Raw genomic sequence first — 21345 nt, 5'->3', positions numbered from 1 at the left:
GTCCAAAATATCTTGATCTTTGTAGGCAAGTCGTATAAATATTATCAATCCAAAGGGGATTACTTTTAATGGTAAAACAAGTGTTTCAAACGACTTTTGCGGGTCGTGAGTTAATCGTAGAGACTGGCCAGGTTGCTAAGCAAGCAAATGGCGCAGTTGTCGTGCGTTATGGGGAGTCAACTGTCTTGACGGCAGCTGTCATGTCCAACAAAATGTCAACGGGAGATTTCTTCCCACTTCAAGTTAACTACGAAGAAAAAATGTATGCAGCTGGGAAGTTTCCTGGTGGCTTTATGAAACGGGAAGGTCGTCCTTCTACTGATGCGACCTTGACAGCTCGTTTGATCGACCGTCCAATCCGTCCTATGTTTGCGGAAGGTTTCCGTAACGAAGTGCAAGTCATCAATACGGTTCTTTCTTACGATGAAAATGCATCTGCCCCAATGGCAGCTATGTTTGGTTCATCATTGGCACTTTCTATCTCAGATATTCCATTTGACGGACCAATTGCTGGGGTACAAGTAGGTTATGTGGATGGGGAGATCGTCATCAACCCAACGCAAGAACAAGCTGAGCGCTCGCTTCTTGAATTGACAGTAGCTGGTACCAAACACGCTATCAACATGGTAGAGTCTGGCGCTAAAGAATTGTCGGAAGAAATCATGTTGGAAGCTCTTTTGAAAGGGCGCGAAGCCGTTAAAGAATTGATTGCCTTCCAAGAAGAAATCGTTGCGGCAGTCGGTAAAGAAAAAGCAGAAGTAGAATTGCTTCATGTAGATCCTGAATTGCAAGCTGAAATCATCGTAGCCTACAACAGTGACCTCCAAAAAGCGGTCCAAGTAGAAGAAAAATTGGCGCGTGAAGCGGCGACTCAAGCAGTGAAAGACCAAGTCATTGCTGCTTACGAAGAAAAATATGCAGACAACGAAGAATTTGACCGTATCATGCGGGATGTGGCTGAAATCTTGGAACAAATGGAACACGCTGAAGTGCGCCGCTTGATCACGGAAGACAAGGTTCGTCCTGACGGTCGTAAGGTTGATGAAATCCGTCCGTTGGATGCGCAAGTCGACTTCCTTCCTCGTGTGCACGGTTCAGGTCTCTTTACTCGTGGACAAACGCAAGCTCTTTCTGTCTTGACCTTGGCGCCAATGGGTGAAACCCAAATCATCGATGGGTTGGATCCTGAGTACAAGAAACGCTTTATGCACCACTATAACTTCCCTCAATACTCTGTAGGGGAAACAGGTCGTTACGGTGCGCCTGGTCGTCGTGAAATTGGACACGGTGCTCTTGGTGAGCGTGCCCTTGCTCAAGTATTGCCAAGCTTGGAAGAATTCCCATATGCGATTCGTCTAGTAGCAGAAGTATTGGAATCAAATGGTTCTTCATCTCAAGCTTCTATCTGTGCGGGAACACTTGCCCTTATGGCTGGTGGTGTGCCAATCAAGGCGCCAGTAGCAGGTATTGCCATGGGTCTCATCTCAGACGGGAACAACTATACCGTATTGACAGATATCCAAGGTTTGGAAGACCACTTTGGAGACATGGACTTCAAGGTAGCTGGTACGCGTGACGGGATTACAGCCCTTCAAATGGATATCAAGATCCAAGGGATCACTGCAGAAATCTTGACTGAAGCACTTGCTCAAGCCAAGAAAGCTCGTTTTGAAATCCTTGATGTCATCGAAGCAACCATTCCAGAAGTTCGTCCAGAATTGGCACCAACTGCTCCGAAAATTGATACCATCAAGATTGATGTCGACAAGATCAAGATTGTCATTGGTAAAGGTGGAGAAACCATCGATAAAATCATCGCTGAAACAGGCGTTAAGATTGATATCGACGAAGAAGGGAACGTATCGATCTACTCGAGCGACCAAGATGCGATTAACCGTGCTAAGGAAATCATTGCTGGTTTGGTTCGTGAAGCCAAAGTGGACGAAGTCTACCATGCCAAAGTGGTTCGGATCGAGAAATTCGGTGCCTTTGTCAACCTCTTTGACAAGACGGATGCCCTCGTTCACATCTCTGAAATGGCTTGGACGCGTACCAACCGTGTCGAAGACTTGGTAGCCATCGGTGATGAAGTCGATGTCAAGGTGATCAAGATTGATGAAAAAGGACGTGTAGATGCTTCGATGAAAGCTCTTCTACCTCGTCCGCCAAAACCAGAAAACAGCGAAGAAAACGGTGAAAAGACTCATCGCCATGGCGATCGTCCTCGTCACCACAATAAAGACCACAAACCTAAAAAAGATTTCACTATTACACAAAAAGATTCAGAATAAGCATTAGAAAAGGAGGAGCACGGTATGGGATGGTGGCGTGAAACCATCGATATTGTAAAAGAAAATGACCCAGCAGCACGTACCTCGCTGGAGGTCCTTTTGACCTATCCGGGCGTCAAAGCACTGGCAGCTCACCGTGTTTCCCACTTTTTGTGGAACCATGGCTTTAAGCTCTTGGCGCGGATGCACAGCCAATTTTGGCGTTTTTGGACCCAGATTGAGATCCATCCAGGTGCGACCATTGCTTCTGGTGTCTTTATCGACCATGGAGCGGGCCTCGTTATCGGGGAAACAGCCATTGTTGAAAAAGGCGTCATGCTCTACCACGGGGTAACCCTTGGGGGAACAGGAAAGGATGTCGGCAAACGCCATCCAACGGTTCGTGAAGGAGCCTTGGTTTCCGCTCATGCCCAAGTCATCGGTCCGGTGGAAATCGGAGCCAAGGCCAAGGTCGGAGCAGGAGCTGTCGTGGTCTCAGATGTACCAAGTGACGTGACCGTTGTCGGTGTTCCTGCCAAGATTGTGCGGGTGCACGGTCGAAAAGACGAACCAGTCATTCACCAAGAAGAAGAAAAACGGGAATACTACATGAACAAGCTGGAGCATGCTAAGGAAGCCAGCCATCGGTCTTCGAGCTTGTAAGGAGATCGCTACGTGATTCAATCAACTAATTCATTGAATGACCACCAGCTACTGGAAGCAAAGGCCCTTATTGCCACCTGTCAGAAGTATGACGGAACGTTTCGGGATCCTTATCTCTCCAATATGCTCAATTTTGATCCCAACATGCCTGCCTTTTTCCTTTATTATGAAAAAGGCGAACCTGTTGGACTATTAACCGTCTATGCAGATGACCCAGATGTGGAACTAGCGATTCTGGTCCACCCTAATCACCGTCGGCAGGGAATTGCGCGTGCATTGTATAGAAGTTTTGAGAAAGAAACGGCATCTTATCCAATTGAGTCTGTGACTTTTCAGACAGAGCGTATTTTTCTAGGGCGCCATCCTGATTTTGCCAGCAATTGGGGACTAGTCGAGGATGAAGAGACAGAAACCTGGTTAGGTAAGGATAGAAAACCATATCTGTTAGCAAATGATTCCAATCTGGAAGTTTTGTTAGCAGATCGTTCGTATCAGGATCAAATTAGTCAGTTAAAATTTCAGGTATTTTCAGAGGAACATGAATCGAGAGAAGTTGTGGATAGATATGTCGCTGAAGCTCTGAAAGATCCAGAAAGTCGTCTGTATATTTTATTAAAAAATGGTCAGGTTATTGGGACTTGCACGGTTGATTTATCGAGTAATACCAATTACTTCTACGGTTTAGCAATAGCTGAACTTGAACGTGGAAAAGGCTACGGAAGCTATCTGGCAAAATCCCTCGTCAACCAACTCATTGAGCAAAATGATAAGGAGTTCCAGATTGCAGTGGAAGATAGCAATGTTGGTGCCAAACGCTTGTATGAAAAGATTGGCTTTGTCAAACAGACTCAGGTGGTTTATTTGACGCCAAAAGAGTAGAAACAGAAAGGAAATGAAGCGTGTTAAAAATTTATGATACCATGTCTCGCGATTTGCGAGAATTTGTCCCCATCGAGGAAGGAAAGGTCCGCATGTATGTTTGTGGGCCAACGGTTTACAACTATATCCACGTAGGGAATGCCCGTTCAACGGTAGCCTTTGACACCATTCGTCGCTACTTTGAGTATCGTGGTTATGAAGTTGCCTACATTTCCAACTTTACCGATGTGGATGATAAGATCATTAACCGTGCCAAAGAAGAAGGCATTACGCCTCAGGAAGTGGCAGATAAGTACATCGCTGCATTTCGTGAGGATGTGACGGCTCTTGGCGTGAAACCTGCAACTCGTCACCCTCGTGTGGTTGAGTTTATGGATGACATCATTCGTTTTGTCGCTGACTTGATCGAAAAAGGATATGCCTACGAGAGCCAAGGCGATGTTTATTTTCGTGTAGAAAAATCCCATAACTATGCTAAGTTGGCTAACAAAACATTAGAAGACTTGGAGTTAGGTGCTTCAGGTCGTACAGATGAAGAAACAGCTCGCAAGGAAAATCCAGTCGATTTTGCCCTTTGGAAAGCTGCTAAACCAGGTGAGATTTCTTGGGACAGTCCTTGGGGCCCAGGTCGCCCAGGCTGGCACATTGAGTGTTCAGTCATGTCAACTGAGATTTTGGGAGATACCATCGATATCCACGGTGGAGGAGCGGATCTTGAGTTTCCGCACCATACCAACGAAATTGCCCAGTCTGAAGCTAAAACAGGGAAGACCTTTGCTAATTACTGGATGCACAATGGCTTTGTCAATATCGACAATGTCAAAATGTCCAAGTCTTTGGGCAACTTTATCACTGTGCATGATGCTTTGAAGACCATTGATGGCCAAGTGCTTCGTTTCTTTTTTGCGACCCAGCACTACCGTAAGCCGATTAACTTCACAGAAAAAGCGGTGCGCGATGCGGAAACCAACCTTAAGTATTTGAAAAATACTTATGAACAACCGTTCGCAGGAGAAGTGGATCCAGCAGACTTGCAAGGCTTTGTGGACAAGTTTATCGCGGTTATGGATGAAGATATCAATGCGGCAAACGGGATCACCGTTGTCTTTGAATTGGCCAAATGGATCAATTCAGGCCACTACAACCAAGACGTTAAGGAGGCCTTGGCAAAGATGTTAGAAGTCTTTGGAGTGGTCTTTGTTGAAGAAGTCTTGGATGCGGATATTGAAGCCTTGATCACTGAACGCCAAGAAGCGCGGGCTAAGAAAGATTTTGCGCGAGCAGATGCCATTCGTGATGAATTGGCTGCGCAAGGAATCAAGCTCTTGGATACAAAAGAAGGCGTAAGGTGGACACGTGATTGATGTCAATCTGATTAACGGCATAGCCCTTGCCTTTGAGGGAGATGCGGTCTATTCCATGTATATTCGCAGGCACCTGATTTTTCAAGGGATGACCAAGCCCAATAAGCTTCATCAGACTGCAACCCGCTATGTCTCTGCTAGAGCTCAGGCCAGCTTGATTGAAAGCATGCTGGAGCAAGACATTCTGACAGAAAAAGAGTTGGAGATCTACAAGCGCGGTCGCAATACCAATAGCCACACCAAGGCCAAAAATGCGGATATCGTAACCTACCGCATGTCGACGGGCTTTGAGGCGGTCATGGGTTATCTCCATATGACGGGTGAGCTTGCTCGTTTAGAAGAGCTGATTGCCTGGTGTATCCAGGAAGTAGAAGGGTGATAGAATGGATATCTTAGATTGGTTTCCTGAAGGAGAAATTCTAGAGCATCCGGTGCAAAAGTCTGGAACGGTAACGCTTGCTCTGCCTTCTCATCGCTGGTTGCTCTTACCAGAAGAACAACTGACAGATCGGGAGCAAAGGTTGTTGCAACTCTTAACAGATCAAGTTGTCAATGTGCCGACAGACCCTTGGTACCGTTATTTATTAGAAGGTCAAGGAGATTTGCCTATTCCTTTGAAAAAACTCCAGGTCCTTCATTGCCATCTGACACATGCCCAGGCTGAGGGCCTTGCCTCCTGGCTTGAGATGATGCGCCTGCTATTTCCAAATTATGTGACAGATTTTCAGGTCGGTAGTCAGGATATTCTCTTTATCTTGGATCAAAGTCAGTTTTATTCGGTTGCAGCGATCCTCAGAGATACCTTATCGGCCATGGAGTATGACTTTAACCTTGGGATGGTCTTGGTCTTGGGTCAAGTCTGGCCTATCCAAGCAGGATTGCCCCTTACCACACTGGTTCAAGCTGAACGCGCGGTGATCCAGACTTGGGGCTATAAGGATCGGATCTCCGCTGTCCATCGCTTCTCCCAGCTCTACCTTTGGGCCCTGAATGAATCGATAGAAGAGCTTGCGACGATCAAGCAAGGCTTGCATCAGTTGATTAGCAGTCAGGATCAATTAGAAGAAATTATTTTGGCCCTGTGGGACAATGCGGCAGTGGTGACCAAGGCAGCTCAACAGCTCTATTTGCACCGCAATTCTCTCCAATATAAGATTGATAAGTGGGAAGAATTGACCGGTCTTTCGCTCAAGGAATTAACAGATCTGAGCCTGTGTTACCAGGTTATTTTAGAAGATCATCTCTAGTTTTGTGCACCTTGCACAAAACTCTTTTTTTATTTTGTTCAGGCTGCCATGGAAATGTGAAGCGTTTTCAATTACAATAGAACTATAAACATCAAAGGAGTACCATCATGGTAGAATTAAATCTTAAAAATATTTACAAAAAATATCCAAACAGCGAACACTACTCAGTTGAAGACTTCAACTTGGACATCAAAGACAAAGAATTTATCGTTTTCGTAGGACCTTCAGGATGTGGGAAATCAACGACGCTTCGTATGATTGCAGGTCTTGAAGACATCACAGAAGGAACTGCTTCTATCGATGGCGTGGTTGTCAACGACGTAGCTCCAAAAGACCGTGATATTGCCATGGTATTCCAAAACTACGCTCTTTACCCACACATGACTGTATACGATAACATGGCTTTCGGTTTGAAATTGCGTAAATACAGCAAAGAAGACATCGACAAACGCGTCCAAGAAGCAGCTGAAATCCTTGGCTTGAAAGAATTCTTGGAACGTAAACCAGCTGACCTTTCAGGTGGTCAACGCCAACGTGTGGCCATGGGTCGTGCCATTGTCCGTGATGCAAAAGTGTTCTTGATGGACGAACCGTTGTCAAACTTGGATGCTAAACTTCGTGTATCCATGCGTGCCGAAATCGCTAAGATCCACCGTCGTATCGGAGCTACAACTATCTACGTAACTCACGACCAAACAGAAGCGATGACACTTGCTGACCGTATCGTTATTATGTCAGCAACGAAGAACCCTGCTGGTACTGGTACTATCGGACGTGTGGAACAAATCGGTACTCCTCAAGAAGTGTACAAAAACCCAGTGAACAAATTCGTAGCAGGATTTATCGGAAGCCCAGCGATGAACTTCATCAATGTGAAATTAGATGGAGACCGTATCGTTGCCAATGGCTTGGATTTGAAAGTTCCAGAAGGAGCTTTGAAAGTCTTGAAGGAAAAAGGCTACGAAGGAAAAGAAATCATTTTTGGTATCCGTCCAGAAGATGTGAATACAGAAACTGCCTTTCTTGATACATTCCCTAAATCAGTTGTCACTGCAACTGTCTCAGTTTCTGAGTTGTTGGGTTCTGAGTCTCACTTGTACTGCCAAGTTGGGGATAGTGAATTCGTTGCAAAAGTAGATGCACGTGACTATCTTGATACAGGTGCGACCATCGAACTTGGATTTGACTTGAACAAGGCTCATTTCTTTGATAAAGAAACTGAAAAAACAATTTACTAATCATTGAGTTTGAAAGGAGGCTGAGACAAATTGTCTCAGTCTCTTTTATATGAAGGAGACAAGACATGGAAAAAGATTGGTGGAAGGGGAAGGTCGCTTATCAGATCTACCCGAAAAGCTTTAAGGATAGTAATGGAGATGGTGTTGGGGATTTAAAAGGCATCACGGAAAAACTCGATTACCTGCAAAAATTGGGGATTGATATTCTCTGGCTATCCCCTGTTTACAAGAGTCCTTTTATTGACCAAGGCTATGATATTTCAGACTACTATGCCATTGATCCCCTTTTTGGGACTATGGAAGACATGGAAGAGCTAATTGCGGAAGGCAAGAAGCGGGGCATTTCTATCATCATGGACTTGGTAGTCAACCATTGCTCCAGCCATCACGAATGGTTCCAAAAAGCTTTAGTGGATCCAGATGGCCCTTATGCGGACTACTTTTATTTTATCGAAAGTGACAAGGAGCCCAACAACTGGGAAAGTTACTTTGGAGGCAGTGTTTGGGAGTCGGTTCCTGGCACCAACAAATACTATCTTCATTCTTTCCACAAGGATCAACCGGACCTCAATTGGCAAAATCCTGTCTTGCGCGAGGAAATTTACACCATGATCAACTGGTGGTTGGACAAGGGGATTGCGGGTTTTCGGATCGATGCCATTATCAATATCAAAAAGGATTTAGAATGGCGTTCACTTCCGTCTGATCGCGAAAATGGCTTGGTCCCAGTACCGGAGTCTCTAGTGAATGCCCAACCGATTGAACCATTCTTGCAAGAGTTAAAAGAGCGGACCTTCGCCAAGTACAATGCCTTCACTGTTGGGGAAGTGTTCAATGAAACCGACGAAGAGTTGCATTTCTTTATCGGAAAAGATGGCGTTTTCTCATCGATCTTTGATTTCAAACAAACCATGCTGGGTCAAGAAGGAAAAGGCTGGTTTGACCATAGTCTTCCAACAGCAGACGAACTCAAGGTGAGCATTTTCCAAGCGCATGAGCGCGCAGATAGCATTGGAGTCCTCTCAACCATCATTGAAAATCATGATGAGCCTCGTGGGGTGTCCCATTATATTGCTGAAGGTCCAGTAAACGACACCAGTAAAAAAGCCTTAGGAACTATTCAGGTTTTGCGCAAGGGAATTCCCTTTATCTATCAAGGCCAAGAAATTGGAATGGAAAATCAAGTCTTTGAATCAGTAGGGGACTTTGATGATATCGCGACCATCAATGGCTATCATGTCGCTAAAGAAGCTGGTTTGAGCGAGGAAGAAGCCTTAGCAGTAATTGCCAACTACAGCCGAGACAATGCGCGGACGCCGATGCAATGGTCAGCAGAGCCAGGTCTAGGCTTTAGCGATGGACCTGCCTGGTTGATCAGTCCCAAACCAGATGATTCCATTAATGTGGAAGACCAGGAAAAGGATCCAGATTCTATTTTGAATTATTACCGTCAGCTGACGGCCTTGTATCGTCATCCCCTCTATGGAAATACCATCCGATTTGGAGATATGATCCCAGCTTATCGGGACCGTGAGAATATCATCGCCTTCGAACGCCGTGGGGACAAGCGTCTCTTGATTGTCAGTAATTTCCAAAATCGCTCGGCTAGCCTGGATTTGCCAGCTCCGATTAAAACGGTCGTTTTAAATAATACCGCAGGGGTGTTCCAAGAAGGAGAGCAAGTATTAGAATTGGCCCCTTACCAAACTGTCGTGTTGGAATTGGTGGAATAAGGAGAAAAGCGAAAAGTAGCTATAGGAAAACGCATCTGATCACGTGTCCAAAAAATAGGATCAGATGCGTTTTTAAATCATTAAAAAACCTTATTCTGTCTCCTGATGAAATTGCTGGTAAAAATGGACCTTGACCTGAATGAAGGTTTCTAAGTCTCTCAACAATTGAAGCAAGGTGGCGCGTGTTTCGAATTCTTCCCGAGTCTTGGGCAAGGGCCGTTCGCGGAAGATCGCCAAATACTGAGTAATATCATCTAGAAGATCTTGGGCAGGATTTTCCTGACTTAACTGTTGCGCAGTCTTCTTAAAAAGTTGAGCCAGGATCATACTTTCACTAGCTGCTAACCGACAGCGGTTGACGTTCTCAGCCATATCCCGTAGGATGTCGTTTTGGCGCTTGCGCATTTCGAAGTAGTGAATGTGGTAGTTGGTTTGATGAAAAAGGTGGTTGGAGTGGTCCAGATAGACCAGATTCAAAGCGTCCTTTAGGATATCATCCAACTCCTTGATCAAGCGGGCATCGTTGCGACCATCCCCCTTACCAAGTAATTCCGCAAAACGACCAAGAATCTTCTTTAGTAGGTCTTCGACAACATCATGGTAGTGATCAATCGCAGCCTGATTAGAAGGCATATAGAGATTGGCCAGTAGGGCAAAGCTGGTCCCGATTAAAAAGAGGGCAAGTTCATTGAGCAAGAGCCCCCAGGAAGTGGACTGCTCAATCAAGAGATGGGTGACGAGGACCGTACTAGGCGTGATGCCGATCTGCCATCCCATTAGAAAGGCGCATGGAACATAGAGAGCGATAAAGACTCCCAGTGCCCAAAGGTTGAATCCTAAAAAGGAAAAAGCGAGACTTCCGATTGTTAGAGCTAGCAAGGTCGACATAAAGCGCTGGTAGGCTTGCTTGATCGTACTGCGACGCGTATCAGAGATACTCAAGATGGCAATGACGCCAGCTGAGATGGCATAGGTCAAGCCCAGAGCAGCAGCAAGGGCAGCTGCTAAACAGGTGGCCAAGGTGAGCTTGATAGCTCGTTGAAAAAGAGGCATGGCTTCCTTTCTATTTGACTGGTTTCAATGAGATAGATTTCATTTCATTATATCATGAATTGGCCTCATCCTCCTTTCTTGTGGTATACTAGTTCTATGGAAATGAACGATATCGTATACGGTGTCCATGCAGTCACCGAGGCTTTACAAGCCAATACAGGCAATAAATTATATATTCAAGAAGATCTCCGAGGAAAAAATGTCGACAAGATCAAGGCCTTAGCAACTGAAAAGAAGGTGTCGATTTCTTGGACGCCAAAGAAAACCCTGCAGGAAATGACAGAGGGAGCTGTTCACCAAGGCTTCGTCCTTCGCGTCGCAGCCTTTGCTTACACAGACTTGGCAGCGATTCTGAAACAGACAGCCCAAGAAGAGAACCCGCTTTTGTTGATTCTCGATGGCTTGACCGATCCGCACAATCTTGGATCTATCTTGCGGACAGCTGATGCGACCAATGTCTCAGGGGTCATCATTCCTAAGCACCGGGCAGTCGGAGTAACTCCAGTGGTGTCAAAAACCTCTACCGGAGCAGTGGAACACATTCCCATTGCCCGTGTGACCAATCTCAGCCAAACCCTAGACAAGTTAAAGGAAGAGGGCTTCTGGATCTTTGGAACCGATATGAATGGGACGCCATCTCATCAGTGGAATACGGCTGGTAAGTTGGCCTTGATCATTGGCAATGAAGGAAAAGGGATCTCAACCAATATCAAAAAGCAAGTCGATGAGATGATCACCATTCCTATGAATGGCCATGTCCAAAGCCTCAATGCCAGTGTGGCAGCAGCCATCCTCATGTACGAGGTCTTTCGCAACCGACTATAAACATAGAAAGGCAATGATATGAAACGAAAAATCTTATTGGTTGACGGCTACAATATGATTGCCTTTTGGCAGGAGACCCGCCAGCTCTTTCAAAAAAGTGAGCTCGATGCGGCGCGCAACATCCTCCTGCAAAAGCTGAGCCATTATGCTAGCTTTGAAGGGATCGAAGTCATCTGTGTCTTTGATGCCCAGTATATGCCAGGAGTGAGGCAGACCTATGAGGAGTTCAATGTTCAGGTGGTCTTTACCGGTGAGGATGAGACGGCAGATGACTATATCGAGCGCTTGGCGGCAGAGCTCAATACGCCCCTCCACCAAGTATCCGTCGCGACCAGTGACTTAAATGAGCAATGGACTGTCTTTGCTCAAGGGGCCCTTCGGGTATCTGCGAGAGAGTTAGAAAAACGAGTCGCGGTCGTCAAAGGAAGCCTCAATCAGGCGCAGCGAGTGGTCAATGATCAAAAACCACCCATGAGACCGCTCGATCACCAAGTATTGCGACAATTACAAGAAATGATGGGAGACAAGTAATGACATTTGAAATTTTGACTGATTCAACTGCAGATTTGGACCAAAAATGGGCTAAGGAACACCAGGTAGCCATTCTCGGCTTGACCATTGAGTTAGACGGGACAGTATACCAGACAGTAGGAGAAGGTCAATTGACCAGCCCTGAGCTGTTAGAAGCCATGAAAAATGGGGCCAAACCGACAACCAGTCAGGTCAATGTGGGCCAATTTCAGGAAAGCTTTGCGCAGTTTGCCAAAGAAGGGAAAGCTGTGCTCTATGTCGCCTTTTCATCGGTCTTATCTGGGACCTATCAGAGTGCAGTTATGGCGCGCGATTTAGTCTTGGAAGACTACCCAGAAGGGATAATCGAAATTGTTGACCCCAAAGCGGCAGGGATTGGAGAGGGCTACTTAGTCATGCGGGCGGTAGCTGCGCGTGATGCGGGTCGCTCCTTAGCAGAAGCCAAAGAAGAGATCATGACTCTAGCTCCAAAACTGCGGACCTATTTCCTCGTTGATGATCTCTACCACCTCATGCGTGGTGGCCGCCTCTCAAAGAGCGCTGCGATCATGGGAAGTCTAGCCAGCATCAAGCCCATTCTCTGGATTGATGCGGAAGGGAAGTTAGTGCCCATTACGAAAGTTCGTGGTCGCAAAAAAGCCGTCCGAGAATTACTGGAGTTGATCAAAACCGATATCGGTGAAAGCACAGCCTTGGTCTCTTATACCAATGATCTAGAAGGAGCCGAAGCGTTGAAGGCAGAAATGCTTGCGCTTGATGGCATCGACGAAGTCCTTGTGATGCCTCTTGGACCAGTCATCTCCGCCCACGTCGGCCCAAATTCCTTGATCGGATTTGTCATTGGAAAAGAAAATCGCAAATAATTTTCCAAATCGGTTGACTTTTATCTTAGAATTTTGATACAATAGTAGGCGGTATTGTTTACCCCATTTGTAAGGCCCCGGAACCTTTCAAATACCCTGCGGACCGGAACATCCGCCTTGTAAACAAAAACGACATTCATATAGGAGAAATCATGAACAAAACTACATTCATGGCTAAACCAGGCCAAGTAGAACGCAAATGGTACCTTGTTGACGCAACTGATGTACCTCTTGGACGCCTTTCAGCAGTTGTTGCTAGCGTGCTTCGCGGAAAAAACAAACCAACATTCACACCTCACACTGATACAGGTGACTTCGTAATCGTTATCAATGCTGAAAAAGTTAAATTGACTGGTAAAAAAGCAACTGATAAGATCTACTACACTCACTCAAACCACCCAGGTGGATTGAAATCAATCTCTGCTGGTGAACTTCGTTCTAAAAATGCAGTACGTTTGATCGAGAAATCAGTTAAAGGTATGCTTCCACACAATACTCTTGGCCGCGCTCAAGGTATGAAATTGAAAGTATTCGTTGGAGCTGAACACACTCACGCTGCACAACAACCAGAAGTTCTTGATATTTCAGGACTTATCTAAGGAAAGGAACAATAAAGTATGTCACAAGCACAATATGCAGGTACTGGACGTCGTAAAAACGCTGTTGCACGCGTTCGCCTTGTTCCAGGAACTGGTAAAATCACTGTTAACAAAAAAGATGTTGAAGAGTACATCCCACACGCTGACCTTCGTTTGGTCATCAACCAACCATTCGCAGTTACTTCAACTGTAGGTTCATACGACGTTTTCGTTAACGTTGTAGGTGGTGGATACGCTGGTCAAGCTGGAGCTATCCGTCACGGTATCGCTCGTGCCCTTCTTCAAGTAGACCCAGACTTCCGCGATTCATTGAAACGTGCAGGACTTCTTACACGTGACTCACGTAAAGTTGAGCGTAAAAAACCAGGTCTTAAGAAAGCTCGTAAAGCATCACAATTTAGTAAACGTTAAAACTTATTTAAACTTATTGAAAGCATTTCGTTTCGAATATACGGGATGCTTTTTCTGTTTGGCTTAATGTTACAAATTGGCAATTATGTTATAATAAGTAATACGGTTGCATGCAAAAAAATGATGGATAATCAATTAGATCGGAGGCGACTAATGAGAAATAAGGTTACTAAAATAATTGCTATTGTAATAATTCTTATATTTGGAGGAACATATATGTATAATAAGCTGACTAAACCCAATCTTGGCCCCAAAACAGCCAAACTTTATCAGCATGGATTTCGTTTGCTAGAAGAGCAACTAGGAACTTATATCAAAGAGTATTACTCAGGAGTTGAAAAGATTGAATTTTCCCCAATCTACGTTACTGAGGAAGGGTCAACATTCTCAAATGTCTATATTCGTCCAACTATTTATGATAAGCATGGAAATAAAGCCACTCTTGGTACTAAAGTTAAAAATGTAATTCCAAGTAAAATTGGTATCGTCTCATATATAATAGTTGATTTTTATGGAGATGGAAGTGAATCTATAGAATTAATGGACTCAAATGGGAAATTTATTGATGTCTCCAATAAACAACACTTACCTAATGAAGTTAAACTGACTAAACAGGAGCTTATAGATGAAAATATTGAATTATTGGTTGAAGATGGTCAGTTAAAAGATGTTGTTAAGGATGATAAGGGGAGTCCGAATGCAGAAATTGTTTATAATGTTAACTTGAGTAAAGGAGACTACTGATATGACCTTATCTGATGAAGAGATTCAACAATTACAATTGGGTCTCAAAAGTAAAGTTAGAGATAAACCTGGTGATATAGAACCCTATTTTATAAATGGAGAAAAGAGATATTTTCAAATTGTTAACAGTATGAATGACACTACTCAAGCAATTGCTTTTGTCCCTGTTGATGATAAAAAAGGTAATAATCCTAACTATCAAGAAACAACTATTGTTGTTGCAGGGACTCAGGTTCCGGGTGAAAATTTTAAAGAATCAGGTGATCAATCTTATTTTTTTAAAAAGAATAGAGACATTGTTGATTCGTCTGAAAGAGCATTCTTTGCTAGTGGGGCGTTTGGTATATTTCCAGGAATGCTGACTCCCCAAGCAGATGATATTGATATGTTTTATCAAATTACTGAAGAGAAGATAAAATCTCATAATGGTATAATTTCTAACATGTCTGGGCATAGTCAAGCAGGACCTGGCGTAGCTTATACAGCTTCAAAGTATGGACTTAAAGAGAATCGGACTATTAAAGTTACAAATTTTATGGATTTCGCAGCTAAAAAAGCTGTAGATACAGGTGGTATTTCAAAGGAACAGGTAGCCTATCTTAATAAGAACGCTACGATCTATAGAGATAGTAGAGGGGACGTTGTTAATCTTGATGGTAATGGTGGTGCTGTTCCCTATGGAAAAACAATGATGTTTGAAGTCGTTGGAGACGAAGATGGACATTCACCTAGGACACCACATATGAAGGGTAATGCTTTAGACATTGACTGGTATTATAAGCATAACCGTTTTGCTTCTGGCATGACAGAAAAACAAGTCCGAAAGATTGCAGAATATAAAACGAAAAAAATACTTGATTATTTTAAAGTAAAAGGTAGTTATAATTTACCAGAGTCTTACGTCAAAAAGTATCTAGATAATTACGGTCCTTTCGCTCCTGAGCTAACTAAACAAGATTTAATTTCTTTAAATATCAAACAAATAAAAGAATTAAAGGATTCCTTGAAGACTAGTTCCAGTAGTAAAAAAATTAGTTTAAGAGAAGAATTGGTCCGAGTAAGTGCGGAAACCACGAAACTTCAAGCTGAGGTTTACGAGGAAGAAATTAAATCAAAAATTGAATCTGAAAAGGAAAAAGTTTCTCAAAAAATTTCATCCCTTAAATCAGAAGCATATAGTATTGCTCATCACTTACCATCTAGTGAAGTAGAAGTTCTATTATCTGAATTAACTTTGGATACTGCATGGAACAGTGGGAAAGAGTCAGAAACTGTCTCTGCAGCAAGCGCTTATAAGAATAAAATGTCTCAAATTTCCGATAATCTGAATAAGGTTACTGATAGAATTATTGAAAGTGATCAAATAGGTGCCAAGATTTTTAGCAATTAAAAGGAGTTAATGAATGATTGAACCGAATACTGAAGATCGATTAGAAGCAGAGCGCATAAAAATTGAATATATGAAAGTCCAAGAACGATTGGCAATCCAGGCCTTAGTTTCAACAACAAGAGCTGTCCTAATGGCAGAAGGAGCCATTTTACAAACATGGCTGGACTTTCAGGCGTTTAAAATGCAGAATTTTTCCACTTTTCAAGTACCTGCTTCCCTAGAAGGAGGATTAACGGGGGGAGCTGCTGATGCCATCAACAAAACTTTAACCGAAGTACCTAAACCTGATCTGTCCAGTCCAATACTTTAGGAGAATTCATGAATATCAATGATAAAATTAGTAAAGTCGAGAGTGATCATCAAGTTTTTAGAAGGAAAGTAGCAGAATATGAATTAGATTATCAAGATATGAGGCGAGATGCAAAAAGACTATCTGAGGATTTGACCGATCTTATCATCTCCTATTGTCATAACCATCATCAAGAACTTCCAATGCTTGAATTGTGGCAATTAGAAGAAAATAGAGACAACTTTGAAAAGAGAATCTCTAGGTTTGAAACTCGATTAAGCCAAACATATCAGGAAGAGAATAAACTTTACAATCAAAACATGGAATCTCTTGAAAAAGAAAAGAAGAAGGTTTAACTCCTATTACTATTTATAATACTTCATAGTAATACTACTTGCTCCAATTGTCTGAAAAATTGTGTAAATTCCAAATTGAATAAACCAATTTTTGATAGCGATTCCTTTTATTTATAAATACGTCAACTAGTTGTAAATGTTGTTTGATCAAGATTTTTTGGGAAATCCAGATGTTTTTTTTTCTCTACTTATTTTTCTAAAGTTGGGGGAAAATCTGATATAATAAGCTTTATGGTGTGTTATATTAATACTTACAGAACTAAACTATTCCCCTATTTAAAAAATATTGATTCAAATTTTATGAAATTAAAAAGTAGATATCGTTCTGAAAACCCTTGATATCACGCTATTTTTAGTCCAACTGAAACTCATTCTTTCCAAACCAGGTCTTAAGAAAGCTCGTAAAGCATCACAATTTAGTAAACGTTAAAACTTATTTACACTTATTGAAAGCATTTCGTATCAAAAATACGGGATGCTTTTTCTGTTTCCCTCAATTTTTCCAACAAGATGATTCTTGAATTCTAAAAGCTTAATGGATCGAAAAATAGTAATAGTGTTAAAAGAGTAAATTTGGGTAGTAAACAAAATCTTTCACTAGTAAGTTAGTAAGCCCTACTTGAATTTTGAATATTTTTAGTAGAAACAATTACTATAAATGTTGGAATATAAGGAAATCCGAAATAATGTTTCATGATTATAAAATATAATGATTGACATATATAAAACATATTGGTAAAATATAGACAAATAAAGAAGGGATATTGACTATTATTGATGTTGTCAACAAGGATGCAGATGATAAGAAAATTTTCCCATTTATTTTATAGTTCACGAAAAGAGATGTTGTATGAAAAAAGAAATTAACTATTTTAATGAGGCATTGCTATTAGCTACGAGAATTTGTAATTGGGAAGAAAAAACAGATTCAGATTTACCGATAAATTATCAAAAATATGAACTGTCAAAAGAACAGATCGATCTTGAACATCAAGATCTGATTTCTTTCTATAACAATATTAGGCGTGAAGGTAGGAGCGTTTTAAACGAATTTTCTGAAATAGAAATCTTCTTTAAAAATTATAGGAATGAGAAAACTCCTGAAATTCTTTATTTCTTGACATATTCTAGATTGCAAAAAACTATTAAAAACTATTCTACTTCTGAGTTGCTTTCTGTTATAAAATCAGAGTTTATTAAGAATATGCAATCTTTAGGATACGAACTTTCTCCAGAGTTTCACCTTCATGAAATTGATAATTTAAAACTATTTAATGAACAACAAAGGTATCTAATTTATAAACTACTGCATAATATAAATCATACGTTTGATCAGTTATATCAATTCATTTTATCAATGGAACAAGTAATTAAGAATCAGGAGTATTTGATACTTAGTAGACTTGATGAAGTTTATAGTGAGATGGGCACTGAGAAGCTCATAAGTGAAGAATTGGAGTCTACAATAGATTCTCTGAGTAAAAACCATACTATTGTTGACGTTGAATATACGTTGTTTATTCAATTCCCACAACTTTTTGGACTTAGTTTATTTTTGGAAGGGGAATTAACAAAAGGATTTTGTTATTTTGGTCTGGTGCCCTCCTTATTAAAGGGGCAGCCAAAATCAGTTGAGGAAAAAAAAGAGGATATGATCCAAAAATTATCTCTTATTTCGGATCCGACTCGTTTTAATATTATTTTAATGTTATCAAAAAAATCTATGTATGGACGCGAAATTTCAGAAGAATTATCTATCTCAACAGGAACTATTAGTCACCACTTATCTCATTTATTAAAAGAAAATTTGATTCAATCAGAAATGAAAGGGAAAAGAATCTATTATAGAGTGAACCAATCAGAAATCAATCAGATAGGAAGTTTCTTGCTTCAATTGGGAGGTGAAAAATATGAGTAATATCCTACTATATAACATCATAAAGAAAAATTGGAAAGATACTCTTATTGCTATTATTTTTAAAATATTATTTGCAATATCTATCACGATCATGTCTTATTCATTAACATTTTTGTTTGATAGTTATAAACTCGGTCAAAATAGATTCTTTCGTGCGATATATATTCTTGGGTTTATTGTTTTAGTAACAGTACTTCTCTCATTTCTTTCAGATTACTTTAAAGCAAGATATTTAAAAAGTTCAAATATTTTGTTGAAAACACAAATCACTGATAATGTCGTGGAAAATTCATCTGATTTAATTGCGGAACGAGATACAGGAAAAGCTATTTCTTGGTTTATTAACGATGCAAAACAGATAGAAGCTCAGGCTTTTGAAAATATTTTAACTTTTATTTATATGTTATCTCTTGTAATTAGTGCTTTTATTTCAATTTTCATATTACATTGGTCAATTGCATTGATATCAGTAGCATTTCTTTTAATATCACTCGTTATTCCCAATTTATCTCAAAAATATGTTGTAATAGCACAAGAAAAGTATACGAGAGCAAATGAAGAGTATACAGAGGCAGTGAGAGACAATATGGAGGGACTGAGCCTGTTTTTCCTTGGAGATGCGTTAGCAAGTTTTATTTCAAGGATGAACAATGCTTCAACAACAAAAGAAGAACATCAATTTAGATTTTCTATGACGCAAGCAAAGGTTGGAAGTGTAGTATTGTTGGTTTCGCTTTTTTCACAAATAGGCTTAATTATTTTTACTCTCTATATTTCTAGTATAGGGTTAACGACAATTGGTAGTGTATTCAGTATAGCGTCATTATCTGGTAACTTATTTAACGGTATTCAGGGTTTGACTTCTTCCATTACAATCTTTAAGTCATCAGATGTTTTATTACAGAAATTTCAGACTAAAACAGTTACTGAGACTATTGAAGTTGACTCGAGGGTAAATAATATTTCCTTAGCTGATATTTCTTTTCAGTATGATAATCATGTGATTTTTGACGATTTTTCTCAGACCTTTATTAAAGGGAGAAAATATGCCATTGTTGGGGAGTCTGGAAGTGGGAAATCAACTCTTTTACAGTTATTATTAGGATTGAAACAGGCCAAATCAGGGAGTATCTTTATCAACGGTTGTGATCTTAATGCAATTAATCTAAAAAGTTACTACAAGCGTATAGCCTATATTGACCAATCTATTTATTTAATAAATGGTTCAATCAGAGAGAATATTACATTAGGTAAATCAATTTCAGATCAGGAACTGGCTGAAGTGGTTGAAAAAACTCAATTGAGTTCTTTTGTTGGTGAAAATTTATATGGTTTAGATAGAAAACTTATCTCGAATGGTTTAGCTATATCAGGTGGAGAAAAACAGAGAATTGCTTTGGCTCGGGCGATTGTTAAGGATGTTGATTTTATTATCATTGATGAAACAACTTCACAGCTCGATAAAGAAAATAGATTGGCCATTGAAGAGACAATATTAGGGTTACAGGATATTGGTGTTATCTATATCAGCCATAATACAGAATCTAAAGTCCTTGAACTATTTGATGAAGTTTTAGATAGTCGTTGCTTTAAGTAATCTGTTTTACAATGATAGTTGTTGTCAACAAAGATATGGGGGAAATGTACCTTAAACAGATAAGAGTTTTGTCAAAAACTTTATCTGGAAATAATCTCCCTAATTTAGACTAAAATAAAATGCATAATATCAGTTTTTTGAATACCTGATATTATGCGTTTTTAATTTCAAAGACTTTGAGGAATTACTTGAACTCTCAAACCCCATATATGTATGTTTTTCTGAGTTACATGAAAAGTCTAACTTAATTTGATAATTTATAATATGTAAAAGGTAGTTCAAAAATATAGAACTACCTTTTGTTGATAATAATGAAATTAGATACTTGTTCTTTTAAAAATAGTAGAGTAAAAATTTCTAGAGGGAAATCATCAAACTGCTTTGATTTAGCTATAATTATTTTACTTTTGTGGTCGAGAACGAATGGAAGATATGGGATTACACAGAGTGAGTATTTCTTTTTGTTTTGATTGAGACACATGAGTATAGATCTGAGTTACAGAAATAGAGCTATGTCCAAGTATTTGCTGTATATAACGAATATCTACATCTTTATCCAGTAGCATTGTAGCAAAGCTGTGTCTAAACATATGTGGCGTAATAGTTATAGATAAGTTGTTTTTCTTAACCAGCTTCTTTAAAATTAGACGTACGCTTTGTTCTGACAGTGCTTTAAGAGGATTTTGACCAGTAAATAAATAGTCATTAGGTCGGACGCAGTATTTATTTATATATGTTTTCAATAAACTAAAGGTTGTTTGGTCTCCTAAAAAGAGGATACGTTCTTTTTTTCCTTTCCCGATAATATGAAGTGTTCTATTTGAAAAATTAATATCTTTAAGATGAATATGACAAAGCTCAGAAATCCGAATGCCAGTTGAAAGTAATAAGGAAATGATTAGTAAATTTCTTTCAGCTTTTTGTTTTTGATATTTAGATTTTGAATAGATAACTTTTTGTTCTGAATATGAGTAGACACTTTTTAAAATATCATAAGGTATGGTTTTAGGTAATATTTTTTCCTTCCGAAATTGAAATCGTAGTTGATTAAAAGGATTTTCATCAATTATATCTTGAAATTTTAAATAGTTATAAAAAACCTTCAAGCTTGCGATTTTTCGTCGTAGAGTGTTTGATTTTATATTTGATTTTGTTAAAAACTCAATATATGATTCAACATTATTGTAGTTTGAATTGTAAAATTGTAAAAGATCATTTTTGTAAGCTCGAATTGTATGTGTGCTTAAACGTTTATGCGTTTTGCAGTAACTTAAGTAATTAGAAATAAGTTTAGAATCCATGAATAACTCCTTTAATAATAATCATGTTATTTTAAACTTATTTAGGCATTTTGTATAGTGATAATAAATAGTTA

At 40.3% G+C, this 21345-nt stretch carries 21 protein-coding genes; 19 read left to right on the top strand and 2 right to left on the bottom strand.

Annotated features, from left to right (window positions below; all coding sequences use genetic code 11):
- Positions 1–68: 68 nt before the first annotated feature.
- The 8 genes from pnp to BTU61_RS08730 all read left to right on the top strand — a co-directional run bounded on the left by pnp (position 69) and on the right by BTU61_RS08730 (position 9394).
- Positions 69–2291, top strand: a complete 2223-nt coding sequence (pnp, locus tag BTU61_RS08765; protein ID WP_200773222.1) for a polyribonucleotide nucleotidyltransferase — start codon at positions 69–71, stop codon at positions 2289–2291.
- Positions 2292–2315: 24 nt separating this feature from the next.
- Positions 2316–2933 (top strand): serine O-acetyltransferase, encoded by a 618-nt coding sequence (gene cysE, locus BTU61_RS08760; protein ID WP_003013745.1) that lies wholly within the window; start codon positions 2316–2318, stop codon positions 2931–2933.
- Positions 2934–2945: 12 nt separating this feature from the next.
- Entirely contained in the window at positions 2946–3812 is an 867-nt protein-coding gene (locus BTU61_RS08755; protein ID WP_200773221.1) for a GNAT family N-acetyltransferase, read from the top strand.
- A gap of 20 nt (positions 3813–3832) precedes the next feature.
- Entirely contained in the window at positions 3833–5176 is a 1344-nt protein-coding gene (gene cysS / locus BTU61_RS08750; protein WP_200773220.1) for a cysteine--tRNA ligase, read from the top strand.
- On the top strand, positions 5169–5555 hold the full coding sequence (locus tag BTU61_RS08745; protein WP_200773219.1) for a Mini-ribonuclease 3: 387 nt from the start codon (positions 5169–5171) through the stop codon (positions 5553–5555). The genes cysS and BTU61_RS08745 overlap by 8 nt, the downstream gene beginning before the upstream one ends.
- Positions 5556–5559: 4 nt before the next feature.
- Entirely contained in the window at positions 5560–6423 is an 864-nt protein-coding gene (locus tag BTU61_RS08740) for a helix-turn-helix domain-containing protein (protein WP_200773218.1), read from the top strand.
- A gap of 107 nt (positions 6424–6530) precedes the next feature.
- A complete protein-coding gene (locus BTU61_RS08735; RefSeq protein ID WP_200773217.1) occupies positions 6531–7661 on the top strand; it encodes an ABC transporter ATP-binding protein in 1131 nt (376 codons plus the stop codon).
- Between the two features lie 65 nt (positions 7662–7726).
- The gene (locus BTU61_RS08730) at positions 7727–9394 is read left to right on the top strand and encodes a glycoside hydrolase family 13 protein (RefSeq protein ID WP_200773216.1); all 1668 of its coding nucleotides are present in this window, start codon (positions 7727–7729) and stop codon (positions 9392–9394) included.
- Between the two features lie 90 nt (positions 9395–9484).
- On the opposite strand, the gene BTU61_RS08725 is transcribed toward BTU61_RS08730, so the two are convergent.
- The gene (locus tag BTU61_RS08725) at positions 9485–10447 is read right to left on the bottom strand and encodes an aromatic acid exporter family protein (protein WP_200773215.1); all 963 of its coding nucleotides are present in this window, start codon (positions 10445–10447) and stop codon (positions 9485–9487) included.
- 96 nt (positions 10448–10543) lie between these two features.
- Between BTU61_RS08725 and rlmB the strand changes: the two genes are divergently transcribed.
- The 11 genes from rlmB (at position 10544) to BTU61_RS08670 (ending at position 19970) form a co-directional block, all read left to right on the top strand.
- Complete coding sequence (gene rlmB / locus BTU61_RS08720; protein WP_200773214.1) at positions 10544–11272, top strand: 23S rRNA (guanosine(2251)-2'-O)-methyltransferase RlmB; 729 nt, start codon at positions 10544–10546, stop codon at positions 11270–11272.
- Positions 11273–11290: 18 nt separating this feature from the next.
- On the top strand, positions 11291–11803 hold the full coding sequence (locus tag BTU61_RS08715) for an NYN domain-containing protein (RefSeq protein ID WP_200773213.1): 513 nt from the start codon (positions 11291–11293) through the stop codon (positions 11801–11803).
- Positions 11803–12666 (top strand): DegV family protein, encoded by an 864-nt coding sequence (locus BTU61_RS08710; protein ID WP_200773212.1) that lies wholly within the window; start codon positions 11803–11805, stop codon positions 12664–12666. Before BTU61_RS08715 ends, BTU61_RS08710 begins: the two co-directional genes overlap by 1 nt.
- Before the next feature lie 152 nt (positions 12667–12818).
- Positions 12819–13265, top strand: coding sequence for a 50S ribosomal protein L13 (gene rplM / locus BTU61_RS08705; RefSeq protein WP_200773211.1), 447 nt, complete (start codon positions 12819–12821; stop codon positions 13263–13265).
- 18 nt (positions 13266–13283) lie between these two features.
- Complete coding sequence (rpsI, locus tag BTU61_RS08700; RefSeq protein WP_000075969.1) at positions 13284–13676, top strand: 30S ribosomal protein S9; 393 nt, start codon at positions 13284–13286, stop codon at positions 13674–13676.
- Positions 13677–13829: 153 nt separating this feature from the next.
- Positions 13830–14420 (top strand): hypothetical protein, encoded by a 591-nt coding sequence (locus tag BTU61_RS08695; RefSeq protein ID WP_200773210.1) that lies wholly within the window; start codon positions 13830–13832, stop codon positions 14418–14420.
- A gap of 1 nt (position 14421) precedes the next feature.
- Positions 14422–15810, top strand: a complete 1389-nt coding sequence (locus BTU61_RS08690; RefSeq protein ID WP_200773209.1) for a hypothetical protein — start codon at positions 14422–14424, stop codon at positions 15808–15810.
- 13 nt (positions 15811–15823) lie between these two features.
- Entirely contained in the window at positions 15824–16120 is a 297-nt protein-coding gene (locus tag BTU61_RS08685; RefSeq protein ID WP_200773208.1) for a hypothetical protein, read from the top strand.
- Positions 16121–16128: 8 nt separating this feature from the next.
- Positions 16129–16455 carry a hypothetical protein gene (locus BTU61_RS08680; protein ID WP_200773207.1) on the top strand — a complete coding sequence of 109 codons (327 nt, stop codon included), beginning with the start codon at positions 16129–16131 and terminating at the stop codon, positions 16453–16455.
- An 850-nt stretch (positions 16456–17305) separates the two neighbouring features.
- Positions 17306–18373 carry an ArsR/SmtB family transcription factor gene (locus BTU61_RS08675; protein WP_200773206.1) on the top strand — a complete coding sequence of 356 codons (1068 nt, stop codon included), beginning with the start codon at positions 17306–17308 and terminating at the stop codon, positions 18371–18373.
- Positions 18366–19970, top strand: a complete 1605-nt coding sequence (locus BTU61_RS08670) for an ATP-binding cassette domain-containing protein (RefSeq protein WP_200773205.1) — start codon at positions 18366–18368, stop codon at positions 19968–19970. The genes BTU61_RS08675 and BTU61_RS08670 overlap by 8 nt, the downstream gene beginning before the upstream one ends.
- A 401-nt stretch (positions 19971–20371) precedes the next feature.
- On the opposite strand, the gene BTU61_RS08665 is transcribed toward BTU61_RS08670, so the two are convergent.
- Positions 20372–21271: a tyrosine-type recombinase/integrase gene (locus BTU61_RS08665; protein ID WP_200773204.1), complete on the bottom strand. Its 900-nt coding sequence runs from the start codon at positions 21269–21271 to the stop codon at positions 20372–20374.
- Between the last annotated feature and the right edge of the window lie 74 nt (positions 21272–21345).

Origin of the sequence: Streptococcus lactarius (assembly GCF_016642265.1) — a bacterium.
Taxonomy (GTDB): domain Bacteria; phylum Bacillota; class Bacilli; order Lactobacillales; family Streptococcaceae; genus Streptococcus; species Streptococcus lactarius.
Note: the sequence above shows the minus strand (reverse complement) of the source record. Positions and strands in the feature narration are given on the sequence as shown.